General features: G+C 42.1%; 13 protein-coding genes and 1 riboswitch. Of the genes, 1 reads left to right on the top strand and 12 read right to left on the bottom strand.

All coding sequences use genetic code 11. The features are described 5' to 3' along the window. Nucleotides 1-353: 353 nt before the first annotated feature. Nucleotides 354-446: riboswitch (cyclic di-GMP riboswitch) on the bottom strand. Nucleotides 447-728: 282 nt separating this feature from the next. The 12 genes from VK080_RS10735 to VK080_RS10680 all read right to left on the bottom strand — a co-directional run bounded on the left by VK080_RS10735 (nucleotide 729) and on the right by VK080_RS10680 (nucleotide 15,290). Continuing rightward, complete coding sequence (locus VK080_RS10735) at nucleotides 729-2,453, bottom strand: methyl-accepting chemotaxis protein (RefSeq protein WP_324224770.1); 1,725 nt, start codon at nucleotides 2,451-2,453, stop codon at nucleotides 729-731. 454 nt (nucleotides 2,454-2,907) lie between these two features. Further along, the gene (gene codY / locus VK080_RS10730) at nucleotides 2,908-3,687 is read right to left on the bottom strand and encodes a GTP-sensing pleiotropic transcriptional regulator CodY (RefSeq protein ID WP_324224768.1); all 780 of its coding nucleotides are present in this window, start codon (nucleotides 3,685-3,687) and stop codon (nucleotides 2,908-2,910) included. 26 nt (nucleotides 3,688-3,713) lie between these two features. Then, nucleotides 3,714-5,108 (bottom strand): ATP-dependent protease ATPase subunit HslU, encoded by a 1,395-nt coding sequence (gene hslU / locus VK080_RS10725; protein WP_324224767.1) that lies wholly within the window; start codon nucleotides 5,106-5,108, stop codon nucleotides 3,714-3,716. A gap of 18 nt (nucleotides 5,109-5,126) precedes the next feature. Next, a complete protein-coding gene (hslV, locus tag VK080_RS10720; protein WP_324224769.1) occupies nucleotides 5,127-5,672 on the bottom strand; it encodes an ATP-dependent protease subunit HslV in 546 nt (181 codons plus the stop codon). Between the two features lie 24 nt (nucleotides 5,673-5,696). After that, nucleotides 5,697-6,605 carry a tyrosine recombinase XerC gene (gene xerC, locus VK080_RS10715; RefSeq protein ID WP_324224766.1) on the bottom strand — a complete coding sequence of 303 codons (909 nt, stop codon included), beginning with the start codon at nucleotides 6,603-6,605 and terminating at the stop codon, nucleotides 5,697-5,699. Nucleotides 6,606-6,931: 326 nt separating this feature from the next. Then, nucleotides 6,932-9,010 carry a type I DNA topoisomerase gene (topA, locus tag VK080_RS10710; RefSeq protein ID WP_324224765.1) on the bottom strand — a complete coding sequence of 693 codons (2,079 nt, stop codon included), beginning with the start codon at nucleotides 9,008-9,010 and terminating at the stop codon, nucleotides 6,932-6,934. A 104-nt stretch (nucleotides 9,011-9,114) separates the two neighbouring features. Beyond that, nucleotides 9,115-9,789: a DNA-processing protein DprA gene (gene dprA, locus VK080_RS10705; protein ID WP_324224764.1), complete on the bottom strand. Its 675-nt coding sequence runs from the start codon at nucleotides 9,787-9,789 to the stop codon at nucleotides 9,115-9,117. Nucleotides 9,790-10,097: 308 nt separating this feature from the next. Further along, nucleotides 10,098-11,000, bottom strand: a complete 903-nt coding sequence (sucD, locus tag VK080_RS10700; protein ID WP_324224763.1) for a succinate--CoA ligase subunit alpha — start codon at nucleotides 10,998-11,000, stop codon at nucleotides 10,098-10,100. A gap of 38 nt (nucleotides 11,001-11,038) precedes the next feature. Continuing rightward, nucleotides 11,039-12,199, bottom strand: a complete 1,161-nt coding sequence (sucC, locus tag VK080_RS10695) for an ADP-forming succinate--CoA ligase subunit beta (RefSeq protein WP_324224762.1) — start codon at nucleotides 12,197-12,199, stop codon at nucleotides 11,039-11,041. A 198-nt stretch (nucleotides 12,200-12,397) separates the two neighbouring features. Next, nucleotides 12,398-12,670 (bottom strand): EscU/YscU/HrcU family type III secretion system export apparatus switch protein, encoded by a 273-nt coding sequence (locus VK080_RS10690; protein ID WP_324224761.1) that lies wholly within the window; start codon nucleotides 12,668-12,670, stop codon nucleotides 12,398-12,400. After that, the gene (locus VK080_RS10685; protein WP_324224760.1) at nucleotides 12,667-14,439 is read right to left on the bottom strand and encodes a hypothetical protein; all 1,773 of its coding nucleotides are present in this window, start codon (nucleotides 14,437-14,439) and stop codon (nucleotides 12,667-12,669) included. Before VK080_RS10685 ends, VK080_RS10690 begins: the two co-directional genes overlap by 4 nt. 50 nt (nucleotides 14,440-14,489) lie before the next feature. Beyond that, the gene (locus tag VK080_RS10680; protein WP_324224759.1) at nucleotides 14,490-15,290 is read right to left on the bottom strand and encodes a ribonuclease HII; all 801 of its coding nucleotides are present in this window, start codon (nucleotides 15,288-15,290) and stop codon (nucleotides 14,490-14,492) included. Nucleotides 15,291-15,467: 177 nt separating this feature from the next. Here VK080_RS10680 and VK080_RS10675 point away from each other — a divergent pair, with 177 nt between their 5' ends. Then, a complete protein-coding gene (locus VK080_RS10675; RefSeq protein ID WP_324224758.1) occupies nucleotides 15,468-17,336 on the top strand; it encodes a DUF2207 domain-containing protein in 1,869 nt (622 codons plus the stop codon). Nucleotides 17,337-17,717 lie beyond the last annotated feature (381 nt).

Here is a 17,717-nt window from a genome sequence, read left to right as displayed (position 1 = left end):
GGGATGAGAATGTCCCATTTAATAAGTCTGTTATGACTTTCGTTTGATCCTTAGTTGTTGTACTCAACATGTCACGCTCCATTCCGCATTCGTTGTTAAAGGTTCTCAACTAATTTTGTTGCTTTGTATCAATGGGTTCGTGCGGAAAGCGAAGTATATTTCCGGAGCGGATTATACGTACCAACCATAATTCCTAGTTAGTTTGATTTTTCTTAAATAAAACACTTTTGTCCCAGCCCTTTCTATAAGAATCTTCCTGCTTCCCAGTGCTCCCCCCTTTATCAATAAAAAAGGCTATTCATGAAGTAGGTGAATAGGCAAAATTTAAATTAATGTTCTCTATTAAAATAAAAAGTGGCAGCCAGGCGATCATTATGCGTAAAATCTGCATATTAGACCCTTTAGCTTTGCGTCCTACCCTTTCGAATAGTTTGCCTTTATCTTCGGTGGTATAGGAAAAATGAACCATTTCCTACAGACTAGTATAATAGTTGTATTCGACAAAAATCAACAACTTTATACAACTTTTTACTTATTGATGTTTAGTTATAAGGGAAATAGCTGAGTAAGTGTATAGGAAATCCCCAATCAATACAACGGCAGAGGGATTTAAAATTTTGATCCAACTTCAGAGAAATTCACGATTTTGTCGAAATTTTTAACTTAACATGGCATATGAGACCAAATCATTAAAACTTATATAATTGCTTAACGTTTTGGTTTAAAAATCACGGCACAACTTCCGCTTGCAGTTCCTTCAATAAACGAATAATGTCATGTGTCTTGCCATTCAATTGTTCAAGAAGCTCATTTGCATTAGACTGATTCCCATGTACAATGGTTTGTTTCACTTGTTCTACCATTTCGTGAAATTCTCTATGTGGTTCTTCAATTGCTTTAAAGGATGGTGAGGCTGCAAGTGAACTTCCTTTCATTTGCCCATACCACTGACCAAACCTGCACGCCTCGTGGTCGATTTCCTTCAAATCGTCTATCGATTGATAACCTAACAGGGCATTGTATGTCCACCACTGATAGAGTGCATGCTCGGTCTGAACGACCCGTATCAGCTGTTCCGGCGTCAGTTCAGGTATGCTGCGGATGGTCTGTTTCCTTAGATCATTCACTTCTGAACTGACATGATAAATCGATTCACCGGTTTCTTCTGCATGACGTCTGATCGTTTCTGTATGCTGATGAACAGCTTCCATTCTATTTGTAATATCCTGTGTTGCCGACGCTTGTTCTTCTGTAATAGCCGCAATCGTATTAATTGATTCACCAACACGATTGACTTGTTCCGTAATCAAATTAATCATGTCAATCGATTGTCTGGCATGCCCGACCCGATCCTGTAATGACGCTGACATGCCTTTGACATCGCTGGCAACCTCATTCGAACGCCCTTGAATTTGATGAATCGTTGTTGAAACTTCTTCAACCGATGTTTTAGTTTGCTCCGCTAATTTCCGGACCTCATCAGCAACAACGGCAAATCCTTTTCCATGTTCTCCAGCCCGTGCTGCTTCGATACTGGCATTTAAGGCTAATAGATTCGTTTCATCCGCAATGTTTTTAATGGTATCAATCACTTGCGTTGTACCGGCCATGTTATCAATTAAATTATCTATTTTTTCTTTTGTGGAGGTGAATTCTTCTGCCATTGTCAGAAACCCATTTAAAGCCTGTTCAATTGTTTTTTGGCCTTCTCCTGCTTCTTCGATCATCTTCTCTGCACTTTCGGACACTTCTACTGCATTTTCCGTCACTTGTTCAATCGATGCATTTAATTCCTGTGACGCTGCACTGACACTCGATGTTTCATCAATGGATGAGTCGACACTGTCCAACAATAGTTTGACTTTATCCGCGCCTATAACGTACTCCATGACCTTGCTTATATTTTGCACAAGATGATAATCGTTTGCTTCCTGGGTAGAGCTAATCACAACCAACGTATCAAACGTCATAATCCGAATAAGGGACAGGACAATTTCGGTTATCGTTTTTGGTGAATGCCGGAATTTCTTTATAATAATTGGCAGCAAATATTCATAAACCCGGATATAAGAGCCAACATACCATTCATCATATAAGCCTATCCGGCTATGGACCCGTCCAATCTTTTTCCGATATTCTACATAGTCCTTGGAAAATTTTGGCCTTGACAACTCCTTAAAGTACGCTGTAATTGCTTTTGTATACCGGTCGAAATTTGAGTTTTCACTCATAATTTGCTGGATTTCAGGGATTTTCATAACCATATCATAATGCCGTTTGGCCATTTCGAACGCATGCTCTTCCATAATGGAATCTATCTTTTTTACATTTTCAAAATCTTGATCCGTGATTTGCAGAAGCTTCAATAACTCATTGATCCGATTGTTAACATCCTCAATTATGTACGTATCATCATGCAGTTCCGGTATCGATTCTTTCTTTCCATGAAGCATTAATGCCACAAATCCCACCAACCTTTTTGTATGTCATTCTTGTACTGGCATAAAACATTTTAGACTGTTTTTTAACGTAATTGTTTAACTTTTCCAAGTGTATCCAATGTGTAGTTTAACCCCTATTCAGAAGGACAAATGTGATATTTATCACAGCAATTATTAAAGATGCTATTTATCCCCATTAGTTATCTCCTCCCAACAAAGAATATAGAATTATTTCCCAGCTTCTATTATATATTAAAATGAACTATTCAAAATTAATTTAGATCAAAAATATGTGTCAAATTTTTCTCAGCATAATTTACATGATTCTAATATATTTAAACGTCAAAGCTCAGCGGAAAGTAAATCCTGCTGAGTTTTACTATTTAGTGCAGCAACTTATTTTCTGGCATTAAAAAAAACGGCTATCAGTCGTCGATAACCGTTTTTTTACCTACTTATAGAATTTTTATCTGGAACGTAATTTTTCCAGCTCTACCAGAAATTTATCATTTAACACTTTAATATATGTTCCTTTCATACCGAGTGAACGGGATTCAATAACGCCGGCACTCTCAAGTTTTCTTAACGCATTGACGATAACTGATCTGGTAATGCCAACCCTGTCAGCTATTTTGCTGGCAACAAGCAATCCTTCATTACCATTCAATTCTTCAAAGATATGATCGATTGCTTCCAGTTCACTGTAGGAAAGCGAACTGATAGCCATCTGAACAACTGCTTTGCTTCTGGCTTCCACTTCAATTTCCTCGGTTTTTTCATGCAGTATTTCCATGCCGACAACAGTAGCACCATATTCAGCAAGCAGAAGATCATCCTCACTGAAACTTTCCGACAGTCTGCTCAGCACCAATGTGCCAAGCCGGTCACCGCCGCCAATGATTGGAACAATTGTCGTCAGCCCATCTTTGAACAGGTCACGGTTCTCCACCGGAAAAGCGGTATACGGGCTGTCGATATCCAAATTCGCAGTCGTTTCAAAAATATTAAACAATCCTTGCGTATATTCTTCCGGAAATTGTCTTTCTTCGAGCATTGATTTCATGCGTTCATTCTCAATCTCCTGGTTTATCGCATAGCCCAGCAGTTTTCCTCGTCTGCTGAGGATAAACACATTTCCTTTGATGACATCTCTGAGTGTGGCCGATACGTCATTGAAATTCACTGATTTACCTGTTGTTTTTTGCAGCAACGCATTAATTTTTCTTGCACGTTCTAAAAGTTCCATTTTAAATATCCTCCATTCCAATCAACTTATAAAATAAATTGACTTAAATCTTTATTTTTGACTATATTGCTTAATTTTTTATCAACATAATCATCTGTAATTTCAATCGTTTCCATATTTATATCAGGTGCTTCAAACGATAAATCCTCCAATAGTTTTTCCAATATCGTATGAAGTCTTCGTGCCCCGATATTATCTGTCTCCTGGTTAACCTGTAAGGCAATTTCTGCCAATCTATTTACAGCTTGCTCCGTAAACACAACATTTATACCTTCTGTTTTTAATAATGCCGAATATTGTTTCAATAAGGCATTGGATGGTTCCATTAAAATCCGCTTGAAATCTTCAACCGTTAATTTTTCCAGCTCAACCCGGATTGGAAATCGTCCCTGCAACTCGGGTATTAAATCGGATGGTTTTGCTGTGTGAAACGCGCCGGCCGCGATGAACAGCATGTGGTCTGTTTTCACCGGACCGTGTTTAGTTACAACCGTTGACCCTTCGACAATCGGCAAAATATCCCGCTGTACACCTTCACGTGATACATTGGCCTGATTGCTCTCTTCACCGGAAACTTTATCAATCTCATCAATAAATAATATTCCCGATTGTTCAGCACGCTTAACGGCTTCCTGTGCCGCTTCTTCCATATCAACAAGCTTTTGGGCTTCCTGGGTTGTTAACACGTTTCTAGCTTCTGAAACTGGCAATTTCCGCTTCTTTTTCTTTTTCGGCATGAATTGTCCAAGTGCATCCTGCATGTTCATTCCCATTTGTTCCATGCCGGAGCCCTGCAGCATATCAAACATCGATGGCGGCGGTTCTTCAATCTCCACTGTAACGATTCTTTCCTCCAATTCGCCTAAAGCCAGCTGATGTTCAACCTGCTTGCGTTTATTTCGGATTTCTTCGTCTTTATGAGTCGAATCATTGCTTTCACCATTATCATCCTGCGCCGAAAATAACATTTCAAACGGATTCTTCATATTGTTTTGCTTTTTTGCCTGTGGAACAAGCAGCTCAACAAGCTTCTTATTTGCTTCTTTTTCCGCACGGTCTTTCACTTCGTTCATCTTTTCTTCCTTTACCATGCGGAAAGACATTTCAACCAGATCACGGACCATTGATTCAACATCACGGCCGACATAACCGACTTCGGTGAATTTAGTCGCTTCAACTTTAACGAACGGAGCACTGACCATGTTTGCCAGCCGGCGTGCAATCTCGGTTTTGCCGACTCCGGTAGGTCCGATCATCAAAATGTTTTTCGGAACAATTTCATCCTTGATTTTCTCCTCAAGCTTCATTCGCCGGTACCGGTTTCTTAATGCCACAGCAACTGATTTTTTAGCCTCCGACTGACCAACAATATATTGATCAAGCTGCTCCACAATCTGTTTTGGCGTATAATCCATCCCCATTCAAGAAAGGCCTCCTTATCACTCAAGTACCTCCAGTGTAATGTGGTCGTTTGTATACACACATATTTCACTGGCTATCTTAAGGGCTGTACGGGCAATCTCCCCTGCAGAAAGATCATGCGAGTGTCTGACTAATGCCCTGCCGGCACTCAATGCATAGTTCCCGCCAGAACCTATTGCAAGAATACCATCATCAGGCTCAATGACCTCACCAGTTCCTGACACAAGAAACATTTTCTCCTTATTCATCACGATAAGCATTGCTTCCAATTTGCGAAGCACTTTATCACTTCGCCATTCTTTTGCCAGTTCCACTGCAGCCCTGGCAAGATTGCCATCAAAAGCTTCCAATTTTCCTTCAAACTTTTCAAATAATGTAAACGCATCTGCTACAGATCCGGCAAATCCCGCCAGAACCTGGCCTTTATACAGCGTGCGGACTTTTTGTGCTTTATGCTTCATAACAACAGCATTACCCAACGTGACTTGCCCGTCACCACTCATGGCGCACTGTCCGTTATGCCTGACAGCAAAAATTGTCGTTGCATGCATCTCAGCTGTCACGTCCATCACCTCTTCCCGTGAAGATTACTCTTTGGCTCGCGGATGACTATTCATATACACATGGCGCAATCGATCTTTCGTTACATGTGTATAGATTTGGGTCGATGACAGGTTTTCGTGTCCCAGCAGCTCCTGTACTGTGCGAAGGTCAGCCCCCTCATTCAGCATGTGTGTTGCAAACGTATGACGTAATTTATGCGGATGTACATGAATTGTCATGGCCGCATCTTCAACCATTTTATTCAAAATTTTACGGATCCCTCTGACGGTCAGCGGGCCACCCTTTGCATTCAAAAAGACAGCGTCCGTAGCCGCATCAGCTTTACGCAGCAGCTTTTCTCTCCCATCGTTTATGTATGTTTCCAGGGCAATTTCAGCAAAGCGGCCAAATGGAATATACCGCTCCTTGTTGCCTTTACCCTTAATGAACATCGTACCGATGGAGAAATCAATATCCGACAGCCTTATCCTCTGGCATTCGCTGACACGTATCCCCGTTGCATATAGCGTTTCTATTAACGCCTGATTGCGCTGTCCAAGCGGTTTTTCCAAATCGCTTACGTCAAACAATTTCTCCAATTCTTCCATATACAAAAATCCTGGTATGGTCTTTTCGGCTTTTGGAACGTTCACATAGATGAATGGGTTTTCTGTCACATGATTATGCCGCTCAAGAAATCGATAAAAACTTTTCAAGCTGGAAATTTTCCGGGATACCGTCCGCCGCGCCATTTTTTTCTCATATAGCCAAGTAAGGTAGATGCGAATTAATTTATGATCAACATCCTCAAGGCGGCTGATGGCTTCCTGATCCAAAAATGCAAAAAAACTTTCCAGATCATCCATATAATATTTAACGGTAAATGGTGAAGCATTCTTTTCGACTTGCAAATACTCTCTGAATGCGTGACTGAATTCGGTAAAATGATTCAATTTCGCACCTCGATTCACAGCGAATAAAGCATACCATATAAATTATCTGAATGCAATAAACTTGACTAAATTATGATAAAATTCAGAAATGGGCATATTCCTTTCTAATTCACCGCGGCTGTCAAGTAAATTTACCTTACCAATGCGCAATTATATCTCTTTCATTTTAATTAGTCAACAATTAAGAATTGAATTATCAAAAAACTTCCTTTTCTGTGACCAAAATGTGAAAACATCACTTTTTTCCCGACCTTTCAAATAACCCCGTTCGTATAAGTAATACCCTAATTGCTGCACAAGAAAACTGCCTGTCGTTTAACAGGCAGTTAATTTTGTGCGGATTCTTTATAATCACAGTTGGTGCATTGGACACGCGTTTCTTTTTTCGTTCGCTTTTCCACCAGCAATGATCCGCATTTCGGGCATGGTCTTGAAACAGGTTTATCCCATGAAACAAAATCACACGCCGGATAACGGTCACATCCAAAAAATTTCCGGTTTTTTTTGGATTTCCGCTCAACAACATCACCTTTTTTACATTTAGGGCATGTCACACCAATTTTCTTTAAAATCGGCTTGGTATTACGGCATTCCGGAAAATTGGAACAGGCCAGGAATTTACCGTATCTGCCCATTTTATAAACCATTTCGTGGCCGCAGTTTTCACAGGTGATGCCAGCGGGCTCATCCCGGATTTCGACTTTTTCCATCTCCTGTTCTGCTTTTTCCAGTCGCTTTCTAAAACCGCTGTAAAAGTCATCCAGTACCTTGATCCATTCTGTTTTTCCCTCTTCAATGGAATCAAGATCTTCTTCCATCTGAACAGTGAAGTCAATATCAATGATTTTCGGGAAAAATTCTTTTAGGATATCAGTGACAATCTCACCGAGTTCAGTCGGGACGAACCGTTTATTATCAAGCTGTACATATCCCCTGCGCTGTATCGTGTCGAGTGTGGGCGCATAGGTTGAAGGCCGTCCAATTCCCTTCTCTTCCATTGTCTTGACAAGTCTTGCCTCGGTATATCTCGGCGGCGGCTGCGTGAAATGCTGGTTCGGTGTAATCTCTTTCGCATCCACAACCATGCCCTCTGATAAATCGGGCAAAAACTTATTGTCATCCTTTTTTTTATCGTCCGTTCCTTCAATATATACTTTCATAAACCCTTTAAATTTCACTTTTGAACCGGTTGCCCTGAATTCAACGCCATTATTCAATAAATGGACCGTCATCGTATCCATAACAGCCGGAGCCATCTGACTTGCCAGAAAGCGTTCCCAGATGAGTTTATAAAGACGGTATTGATCCCGTGATAAAACGTCTTTTAATGATTTTGGATCACGCATGACCGATGTAGGCCTGATGGCTTCGTGAGCATCCTGGGCACCTTGCTGATTCTTGGCCTTTCCGGGTGACCCAATATAATTCTTTCCGTAATGCTCCGCTATATAGCTTTTAGCCTCTTGTTTGGCCGACTCTGAGATACGTGTGGAGTCTGTACGCATGTAAGTGATTAAACCTGTAATACCACCGGCCTTTTTGCCTAAATCGATGCCTTCATATAGCTGCTGGGCTACCATCATCGTTTTTTTCGCCCGGAAATTAATCTTCCGGGCCGCTTCCTGCTGCAGTGATGATGTTGTAAACGGCTTGGCCGGATTGCGCTTGCGTTCACGTTTATTCACTTTATCAACTGAAAATTGTTTACCATCCAGTTTATCCGTGATTACTTTGACATCAGCCTCGGATTTCAATTCTTGCTTTTTGCCGCTGATCCCGTAAAAGGCCCCTTCAAACACATCCTTATCTTTTTGAAACTGGGCATCAATCGACCAGTATTCTTCCGGATTGAAATTCTTAATTTCCTTTTCACGATCAATAATCATTTTAACAGCCACCGACTGAACTCTGCCGGCACTTAATCCTCTTTTGACTTTTTTCCATAGTAATGGACTTATGTTATACCCGACAAGCCGGTCGAGAATACGCCTGGCCTGTTGGGCATCCACCAAATCATGATCAATCGATCGCGGATGTTTAAATGATTCTTTAATCGCGTCTTTGGTAATTTCATTAAACACAACCCGGCAGTTGGAATTCTCATCCACATTTAACGCATAGGCTAAATGCCAGGCAATGGCTTCACCTTCACGGTCAGGGTCAGCTGCCAGATAGACTTTTTCAGCCTTTTTGGCAGCAGATCTCAATTCTTTCAATACGTCGCCTTTTCCGCGAATCGTAATATATTTCGGTTTAAATTGATTATCAGGATCAACCCCCGTATAACTTTTCGGCAAATCACGGACATGACCCATCGATGCTTTCACTTTATATTTTTTACCTAAATAACGTTCGATCGTCTTCGCTTTTGCTGGCGATTCCACGATCACGAGGTAATCAGACATATCGTTTCCTCCCAGATTCGCATCCATAAGTTGAATTGAAAAATCTTCACTAATATTAAATAGTTACACGGTGTTTGTCAAACATGTTATGACATTCGCTTGGTTCATATGACCCAATTTGGCTCTATTCTCAACCAATCTTCCAAAATATCATCCGGACTCTGGACCAGTTTTGCACCATCCTGAATCATTTGGTGGCACCCCTTTGTATGCGGTGTCAATGGTGAACCCGGGAGTGCATAAACTTCTCTGCCCTGATCCAGTGCCTGATCAACCGTAATTAATGTACCACTTTTTTCAGTCGCTTCAATGACAAATGTACCAAAACTTAAACCGCTGATAATCCGATTGCGTTCAGGAAAGTGAAACCGTTCGGGCGGGGTGTCCGGAGGGTATTCGGACAGCAATAACCCTTTATTAGCAATCTGTTTAAAAAGATTTGTATTTTGTTTTGGATAAATATGATTAAATCCGCTGCCAAGCACAGCAATCGTTTTCCCTTTATGTTGAGTTGCCAGCTGATGCGCGTAGCTGTCGATCCCTGCTGCCATACCGCTGACAATGATCCAGTCGTCTTGCACTAAGGGCAGCACAAATTTTTCCATTTTTCGCATCGCTTCAGGTGATGGCTTTCTTGTACCGATCACACTAAGTATTGGATTTTGTGTCAATAAATTTGTATTGCCAATGGCATATAATACCAGCGGCGCATCTTTAATAGTTTTTAACACAAAAGGATAGTTATCGTCAACTGCTGTTAAAACCTTTACTGATTTCAATTCATGCTGGATTCGGGATTTCAAGACTGGATTTCGGAGATCCGAATGAAACAAAGAGGCATTTTTCACAGGCAGGGAAAAAAGTTGGGTGATTTCGGAAGCAGTTAGTTTGTAGATACTTTTTAGTGTGGGATCATAGCGCGCAAACTTCCTTATCGTCCGGCGGGAGACACCACGGCACCGATAAATATGAATTAAGCGCTTACGGACTATTTCCAATTGATCACATCCTTATTTAGTTTTCCCGAAAATAATGTGATAGCTGAAACCCAAAGACCACGCGCCTTTGGGTTTCAACATTTAGACAATCAGTGCGTTTTGCACTTTTCCTGCAAACCATTTTCTTTTAAAACATTAATCATGGTTTCGCCGATTTCTGCCGGTGTGTCAGCTGTCTTAATACCGCATTCGTTCATAATACGGATTTTTTCTTCAGCTGTCCCTTTGCCGCCGGAAATGATCGCACCGGCATGACCCATCCGTTTTCCGGGAGGTGCTGTTGCGCCGCCAATGAAGCCGACAACGGGCTTATCCATATTGGCTTTAACCCACTCGGCCGCTTCCTCTTCAGCTGTTCCGCCAATTTCACCGATCATGACTACAGCTTCAGTTTCCGGATCTTCGTTAAATGCTTTCAATACATCAATAAAGCTTGTACCGTTTACAGGGTCACCGCCAATACCTACAGCAGTTGTCTGGCCATAGCCTGCCTCAGACAATTGATGCACGGCCTCATATGTTAAGGTGCCTGAACGGGAAATAACCCCGATATGTCCCTTTTTATGGATATATCCAGGCTGAATACCAATCTTACATTCATCTGCCGTAATGACACCAGGACAGTTAGGACCTACAAGACGTGTCTTTTTACCTTCCATGGCGCGTTTTACTTTCACCATGTCCATAACCGGAATATGTTCGGTTATACAAATAACAAGGTCCAATTCTGCATCGACTGCTTCCAGAATGGCATCTGCTGCAGCCGGTGCCGGTACATACACAACGGATGCGTTTGCTCCTGTTTCGTCAACAGCCTCTTTAACAGTATTGAAAACGGGAACACCTTCCACTTCGGTTCCGCCTTTTTTCGGTGTCACACCGCCAACTATTTTCGTACCATATTCAAGCATTTGTTTCGTATGGAATTTGGCTGTGCCGCCGGTAATTCCCTGAACAATCACTTTTGTGTCTTTATCAACATATACACTCATTTTCGTCCGTCCTTTCTTTGTTCACTGGTTTTAGCAATTTACTTCACTGCGGAAACGATTTTTTCTGCGCCGTCAGCCATTGATCCGGCTGATGTGATGTTCAATCCTGATTCATCAAGAATTTTCTTGCCTAAATCAACATTTGTACCTTCGAGCCTTACAACAAGCGGAATATCGAGTCCCACCTGTTTTGTCGCTTCCACAACACCTTCAGCAATGACATCACATTTCATGATGCCGCCGAAAATGTTTACAAAAATACCTTTAACATTTGAATCGGACAAAATGATTTTGAAAGCTTCTGTAACTTTTTCTGCTGTTGCACCGCCGCCAACATCAAGGAAGTTAGCCGGTTCGCCGCCATAATGTTTGATAATATCCATTGTTGACATAGCCAATCCTGCACCGTTAACCATACAGCCGATATTACCGTCAAGTGCAACATAGCTCAAATCATACTTGGACGCTTCGATTTCTTTTTCGTCTTCTTCTTCCAGATCGCGCAACTCGACAATATCTTTATGGCGGAATAATGCATTATCATCAAAGTTCAGTTTGGAATCAAGCGCCATTACCTGACCGTCACCTGTTGTCACAAGCGGGTTGATTTCAGCAATAGAGCAATCTTTTTCGACAAATACGTTGTATAGACCGATCATGAACTTTGCTGCCTGGCCAATCAGTTCGTCCGGAATATTAATATTGAATGCCAGTCTGCGAGCCTGATAGCCGGACAGTCCGACAACCGGATCGATGACTTCTTTGAAAATTTTCTCAGGTGTTTCAGCTGCCACTTCTTCAATCTCTGTGCCGCCTTCTTCTGATGCCATCATGACAACACGGGATGTAGCACGGTCCACAACAAGACCGACATAATATTCATTTTTAATATCGCAGCCTTCTTCAATCAGCAGACGTTTTACTTCTTTGCCTTCAGGGCCTGTTTGATGTGTCACAAGATTTTTACCCAAAAGTTCATCAGCATATGTACGCACGTCATCCAGATTTTTGGCAATCTTGACGCCACCGGCTTTCCCCCGTCCGCCGGCATGAATCTGTGCCTTTACAACGGTTACATCACTGTTCAGTTTCCTGGCAGCTTCAACTGCTTCGTCGACCGTATATGCGACATGCCCGTTCGGCACATTGACACCGGATTCGCGTAAGATGTCTTTGCCTTGGTACTCATGAATGTTCATCTTTCATCCTCCCATCAAATTTCACTGCATACCTATTGTATAAAAAAACGATAGATTTCACAAGAATTAGCGGTTTATGGCAAAATACGTCCTATTCATAACTATAATCGTCTCCAAGCCGAAAAAAGGGGGCACGACATTTTAAAAAATTCATGCCCCTTTTTTATGACGTCCAACGATTATAGATATGAACAAAGATTATTTGTTTGCCATATGCTGGTCAGTTCTGTACACGAAGGCAAATACTTCGGCAACAGCCTGATACAACTCTTCAGGGATCGTTTCATTGATATTCAACTCGGCAAGCAGTTCAACCAATGATTCATCTTCCTGCACAGGTACACCGTTTTCCTTTGCCTTTTGGATGATGGCCTCAGCTCTCAGTCCTTTTCCTGTTGCCGTTACTTTCGGTGCATGTTCACGTTCCTGGTCATACCGCATCGCTGCAGCCTTTTGGCGTTTATCTGTCATATACGGTAATCCACCCCCTGGTATGGTTTTTGATACGTGGTTTGAACTGTTTCATGACCAGTCCCGTTATTTTCGTGCAGCGGTTTAAACGTTATCGTGGATAAATGATAATCAAGTGATGCCAAGCCTTCACTCAGCACCGGTTTTAATGCAGCCGATCGTTCTGCCAGGTTTTGTTGATCATTGTAAATTGTTACTGAAACAGCCCGTTTTTGAACATGCATATCAATGACGGTTTCTTCTAAATGTGACAGATTTAAATAAAACAAGATTCGGCAGGAGTCGGCACTGACTTTTCCGTCTTCTGTTTTATGGCCGGAAAATGCCAGGTGCAAATCATCAGGAAGTCCCAATTTTTGACCCGGCATTTGAAGATTTGCCTGGATGGCATTCACTGTTTCATTAACAGATTGAATTTGCATGCCATTCAGGAAATTCAGGAGCTGCTGCGACCGTTCATTAACAGCACCATCACTTTGTTGAATGAATTGTATCAGCATGGATTTAATTGTATCCTGTTGCATATGCATGTTGTTTCCGGCAAGCTGATTTTCATAATTTAAACCGGTATAACGTAACATTTGCTGGACGTGATTCAGAAATTGTTCTTTTGGCGATGCCAGAAGCAAACGACCTTCTGCCTTTAGCGATGTCAGTACATTTTCCAGTGTTGTATACGTTTGATCAATTGCCAGGATCTGTAATGTTGTCAGCAGCTGCTGCATCTGATGCGGACTGTTATCAATGTGTTTGGCAATCTGCTGCTGAGCTGTTGTCAGCCATGGCAAAAATGATTTCGCAAGCTGTTGTTTCAACTGCAAAAAAACCTGGTTTGTTAATGGCCGGTCGTTCATAACTGCCCTTTCGATCGTTGAAGACCATTGCTGTACAAGTGTGCGGGATGCATTTTTTATATTGGTTTGATGTTTCATTAGTGACTCAAGTGTCTGCACGATTTTGGCATGATCAAGCTGGAACGGCATTTTGCCATTGATACCGTTTCCTTGCCTGGCATAGGTTGTCCACTCAGCTTTCCATGTGGAAAAATCCAGCGCTGGATCAACTGCACCGGCCGCCTTCAGTGTTTGAAAAAGCTGCTGTTTGTCACCAAGTGCTTCTGCAGCAACTTGATTGACGAATGACTGACGGACGGATGCCGGTTCGATCATCTGACCTATCCGTTGGGCGAGATTTTGCTGGAGACTTGTTTGATCAGGGTTTTGTCTTAATTGATGCAGCAGCGACGCCATATTCCCGGTTATGCCGCCAGAACTGACAGAGGCCAGCGCCTGATAAACCGAGTTTGTCAGGGGCAGACCTTTTGAAATCATGCCTTTGATGATTCGCTGTGACTGCTGACTGTTTTTAGCATGATTCAAAAGCTGGAAAGCACGCTGCAATTGTTCTCTGGTAAATGGGATCTTTTCGCCTATCAATGACTGAACCAACGCAGCATTTGATCTGGTCGCTTTCAGTCCAAGCTGCTGCAGCAGTTCCATCACATTACCGGCAGCTTGATTTTTCAGCTGATCACCAAGAACCCGCAAATGAACGACATCATCTGAAGGCTGCACCTGAAAATGGTACTTTGTGCCAGCCGACAGGGATGCTTCGAGCTGAGCAATAATAGTTTGCGATCCAAGCTGAATTTGTGCCTTTTGATCAGGGAAGAGTTTCATAATTTTACCTTGAATAATCTGACCGGGCTTTAATACTTGCGGCCTGTGTGATGCTATTCGATTCCCTGACAGCACATGCTGCACATTCATGAAATCCCTCTCCTCTGTTTTATTCCGAAACGATATCCTGGCCAGGTCTGCTATTGTCCAAAACTGTCCAAAGAAGCCACTTGCCTGACAACACTTTGAACCGGTGCGAATGATTTTCTATGATAAGGCGTAATGCCGCGTTCTGCAAGCATATCTGTATGCTGTTTCGTCCCATAACCCATATTGGAGGCAAAACCATATGCCGGGTACGCTTTATGCAAGTCTTTCATAATGCCGTCCCGAGTTACTTTTGCCAATATACTTGCGGCTGCAACGGATATGCTTTCCTGATCGCCTTTTTCGATTGACTCTGATGTACATGACAGCTGATCAAGTGCTACGGCATCAATCAGCACATGATCTGGTTCCGGGTCAAGCTGATTGACAGCATCATACATGGCGAGTTTCGTAGCTTCATAGATATTTACCTGATCAATTGTCTGGTTATCGATAATAGATATCCCATAGCTCACAGCTTCATCTTTGATAATTGTAAAATATTCATCACGGGTTTCTTCTTTTAATTGCTTGGAGTCGTTCAGCCCAAGCAGTTTAAAATTACGGGGCAAAATGACTGCCGCTGCAACAACAGGGCCTGCCAGCGGGCCGCGGCCGGCTTCATCTATGCCAGCTATATATTGACAGCCGTTGTCATACAGTCTTTTTTCATATTGGGACATCCGAATAAAATTTTCTTCCAGCCTTATTGCGTTTATTTTTTTCCGTTCATACCGTTCAATCAGTTTTTGAACACCTTTTCGCTCGTCTGATTTCAGCTCATTTATGTATGTTTCATCCAATTTATCCGCTTCAAATAATTGCTTCAACACTGCTATTGAATGTTGTTCCAAATTGATCACCTGCGTTCTATAGTTTTTATATCGGATTGGTTGCGTGAAAAATAAACATATTCATATATAAAACATTTTACAATTACCATCAACGAATGAAAAGAAAATCATTTCTATAAAATGGCTGAAACTATTTTTTCGCCTCATCCGTATAAGCATATCAGGAGGCATGAATTCATGAAGAAATTATTTACTGTTTTTATCATATTACTATCCATTTGTATCTTGGGAGCCTGTTCAGATGAAGATCGTTCCTTTTCTATAGATGAGGTAACCATCGATGCACAAATTGAAAAAGATGGTTCCATCCATGTTCGTGAACTGTTTACCTATACATTTAATGGTTCCTATGAAGGCATGACACGTTCAATCGAATCTGATGCGAAAAACTTCAAAGCTTATCTGGCGGACGAACAGGATCCAACTGCTTCAACAGAGAACCTCGAATCTTTGAAAGTGGAAGAAGAGGATGATACATACCAAATCTACTCTGATTCTCAAGATGAAACAAAGCGCGTTCTCTACAGCTATGATGTGGAAGGGTCCGTTAAAAAGTATACGGATGTTGCTGATTTAACCTATGCTTTTTTTGATGATTCAAATGAGACTGATTTGCATGATGTGGAAATAGCTATACACCCACCGGCTGAAACAAATGCCGATGATATGCATTTCTTTTTACATGAAGATGAAACCGGGGAACTGACTGCATTAGACAATAGCATTCAGTATCGAAATTCACTGCTGGAGGCAGGCAGCACGTCGATGATTCGTTTTGTATTCCCTTCAGAACAACTAACAGAAATGGAATTGACGCGTGATAAAACAATGGAAGCTGATATCCTGTCAGCAGAACAGGAATTGGCCGAGCGTGCAGAAAATCTTGGAGCCGGCATGGACCGCATTACACCAGTTATTTGGGTGTTGCTCGGAGCGATGATAATAGCAGCTATTTTCATTTGGCTGACACATCCTAATCGTTACCGCGGGCATAAGGATCAGGATGCTCTGCTTCGATTGGTTGAAGACACCGATCCATTATTTGTGAAGTATCTGCATGGGAATTCACATTTACCCGATGAAAGCTTTATTGCAGCATTATTTTCATTGAAACAGCGGGGCATTGTCAATCTGAAGGAAGTTCCTTCAGCCATAGCGGAAAATACAAACACCTATCGTTTTACCTGGGTACACGAGAAAGCCGACATCGATATAGCAGATCAGTTTTTGCGTCAGTGGCTGTTCACAGAACATGATGAAGACGGCGATTATTTTCTGCTGGAATCACTCATTGATCATGAAGACGAATCCGATGAAGTGAAGAAGGAAAAAGCAGAAGAATTCAAAGTCAATTTTGATCAGTGGTCAGGCATGGTAAAAAGTCGGGATGATTATCAACATTTACGGAATCCGTTCAAACCTTTTTCCTTGTTTTCCATCCCACTTCTCGTTAGCTCTTTTGGATTGTTTTATTATTTTACAACCATCGATACAATCGGCCAGACAGAGCAGTGGGTCTTGCCGGTTATTGCTGGTGTTATAACCGTTGTCAGTCTCCTGTTTAACCGAAATAAATGGGTGCTGTCTGGCTATTATGTTATCATGCTGCTTATGACAGCAGTAGGGTTCACTTTCACACCCGCTGTAATCATGACACTCATTTTTTATGGGCTGTCCATCATGTTACTGCTGCTGATTCCGGCCTTTTACTGGAACAAAGAGATTCGGCGACTGAAATATGCGATCAGACAGGCGTATGATACATTTAAAGATAAGAGCTATCCGGTCGGAGCAAATCCGACTAAAATAGAACGGAGACTGGAATATGCCATTGTGCTTGATGTAGGAGAAAAATATGGAGAACAGTGCGGACAGAAAAAGCAGTTATCTGCATTAGAAACATATCATCCATTGCTTCATAATCCGGTTTATGCGACAACATCATTCAGTTCAAGCAGCTTAGCCCTATATACAGCCACTGTCCAATCGAACAGTACAAATACAACGACTTCTGCTACTGGCGGCGGGGGTGCAGGGGCATTTTAACAAAGGCAGTTTTCTAAAAGATTATTGTTTTGAAACAAAATCCATAAACTGCGACGTAACTTTAGGCGGAAATTGGTGCTTCTTCTACCGCTCCAGAAATACACTTCGCTTTCCGCGGGCGGCTGGTGAGCCTCCTCGTGCTTGCGCACTGCGGGGTCTCACCTATGCCTTTGCTCCCGCAGGAGTCTCCGTGTATTTCCTCCGCTTGGGTGATGTGCTTTTTAAAGGCAAGCAACAGCAATCCACTCTGTAGCTGGTTGATTGGAGTGGAGGCCAGTCGACTCCTGCGGGAAAAGCAACAGCTGAAGACCCCGCAGGAAGTGCTTTTCTTCCGAGGAGGCTGAAGCGTTGCCCGCGGAAAGCGACTGGCCGGAACGGAAA

This window comes from Lentibacillus sp., from assembly GCF_035301925.1.
In the GTDB taxonomy this organism is placed as follows: Bacteria; Bacillota; Bacilli; order Bacillales; family Amphibacillaceae; genus Lentibacillus.
The sequence above is the reverse complement of the archived record's forward strand: the minus strand, read 5'-3'. Positions and strand labels throughout refer to the sequence as shown.

What these genes read in the sequence shown, in the direction of transcription:
- VK080_RS10735 (WP_324224770.1), bottom strand. Translation starts at nt 2,453, where the DNA reads ATGCTTCATGGAAAGAAAGAATCGATACCGGAACTGCATGATGATACG.
- codY (WP_324224768.1), bottom strand. Translation starts at nt 3,687, where the DNA reads ATGGAACTTTTAGAACGTGCAAGAAAAATTAATGCGTTGCTGCAAAAA.
- hslU (WP_324224767.1), bottom strand. Translation starts at nt 5,108, where the DNA reads ATGGGGATGGATTATACGCCAAAACAGATTGTGGAGCAGCTTGATCAA.
- topA (WP_324224765.1), bottom strand. Translation starts at nt 9,010, where the DNA reads ATGTCTGATTACCTCGTGATCGTGGAATCGCCAGCAAAAGCGAAGACG.
- sucD (WP_324224763.1), bottom strand. Translation starts at nt 11,000, where the DNA reads ATGAGTGTATATGTTGATAAAGACACAAAAGTGATTGTTCAGGGAATT.
- sucC (WP_324224762.1), bottom strand. Translation starts at nt 12,199, where the DNA reads ATGAACATTCATGAGTACCAAGGCAAAGACATCTTACGCGAATCCGGT.
- VK080_RS10690 (WP_324224761.1), bottom strand. Translation starts at nt 12,670, where the DNA reads ATGACAGATAAACGCCAAAAGGCTGCAGCGATGCGGTATGACCAGGAA.
- VK080_RS10685 (WP_324224760.1), bottom strand. Translation starts at nt 14,439, where the DNA reads ATGAATGTGCAGCATGTGCTGTCAGGGAATCGAATAGCATCACACAGG.
- VK080_RS10675 (WP_324224758.1), top strand. Translation starts at nt 15,468, where the DNA reads ATGAAGAAATTATTTACTGTTTTTATCATATTACTATCCATTTGTATC.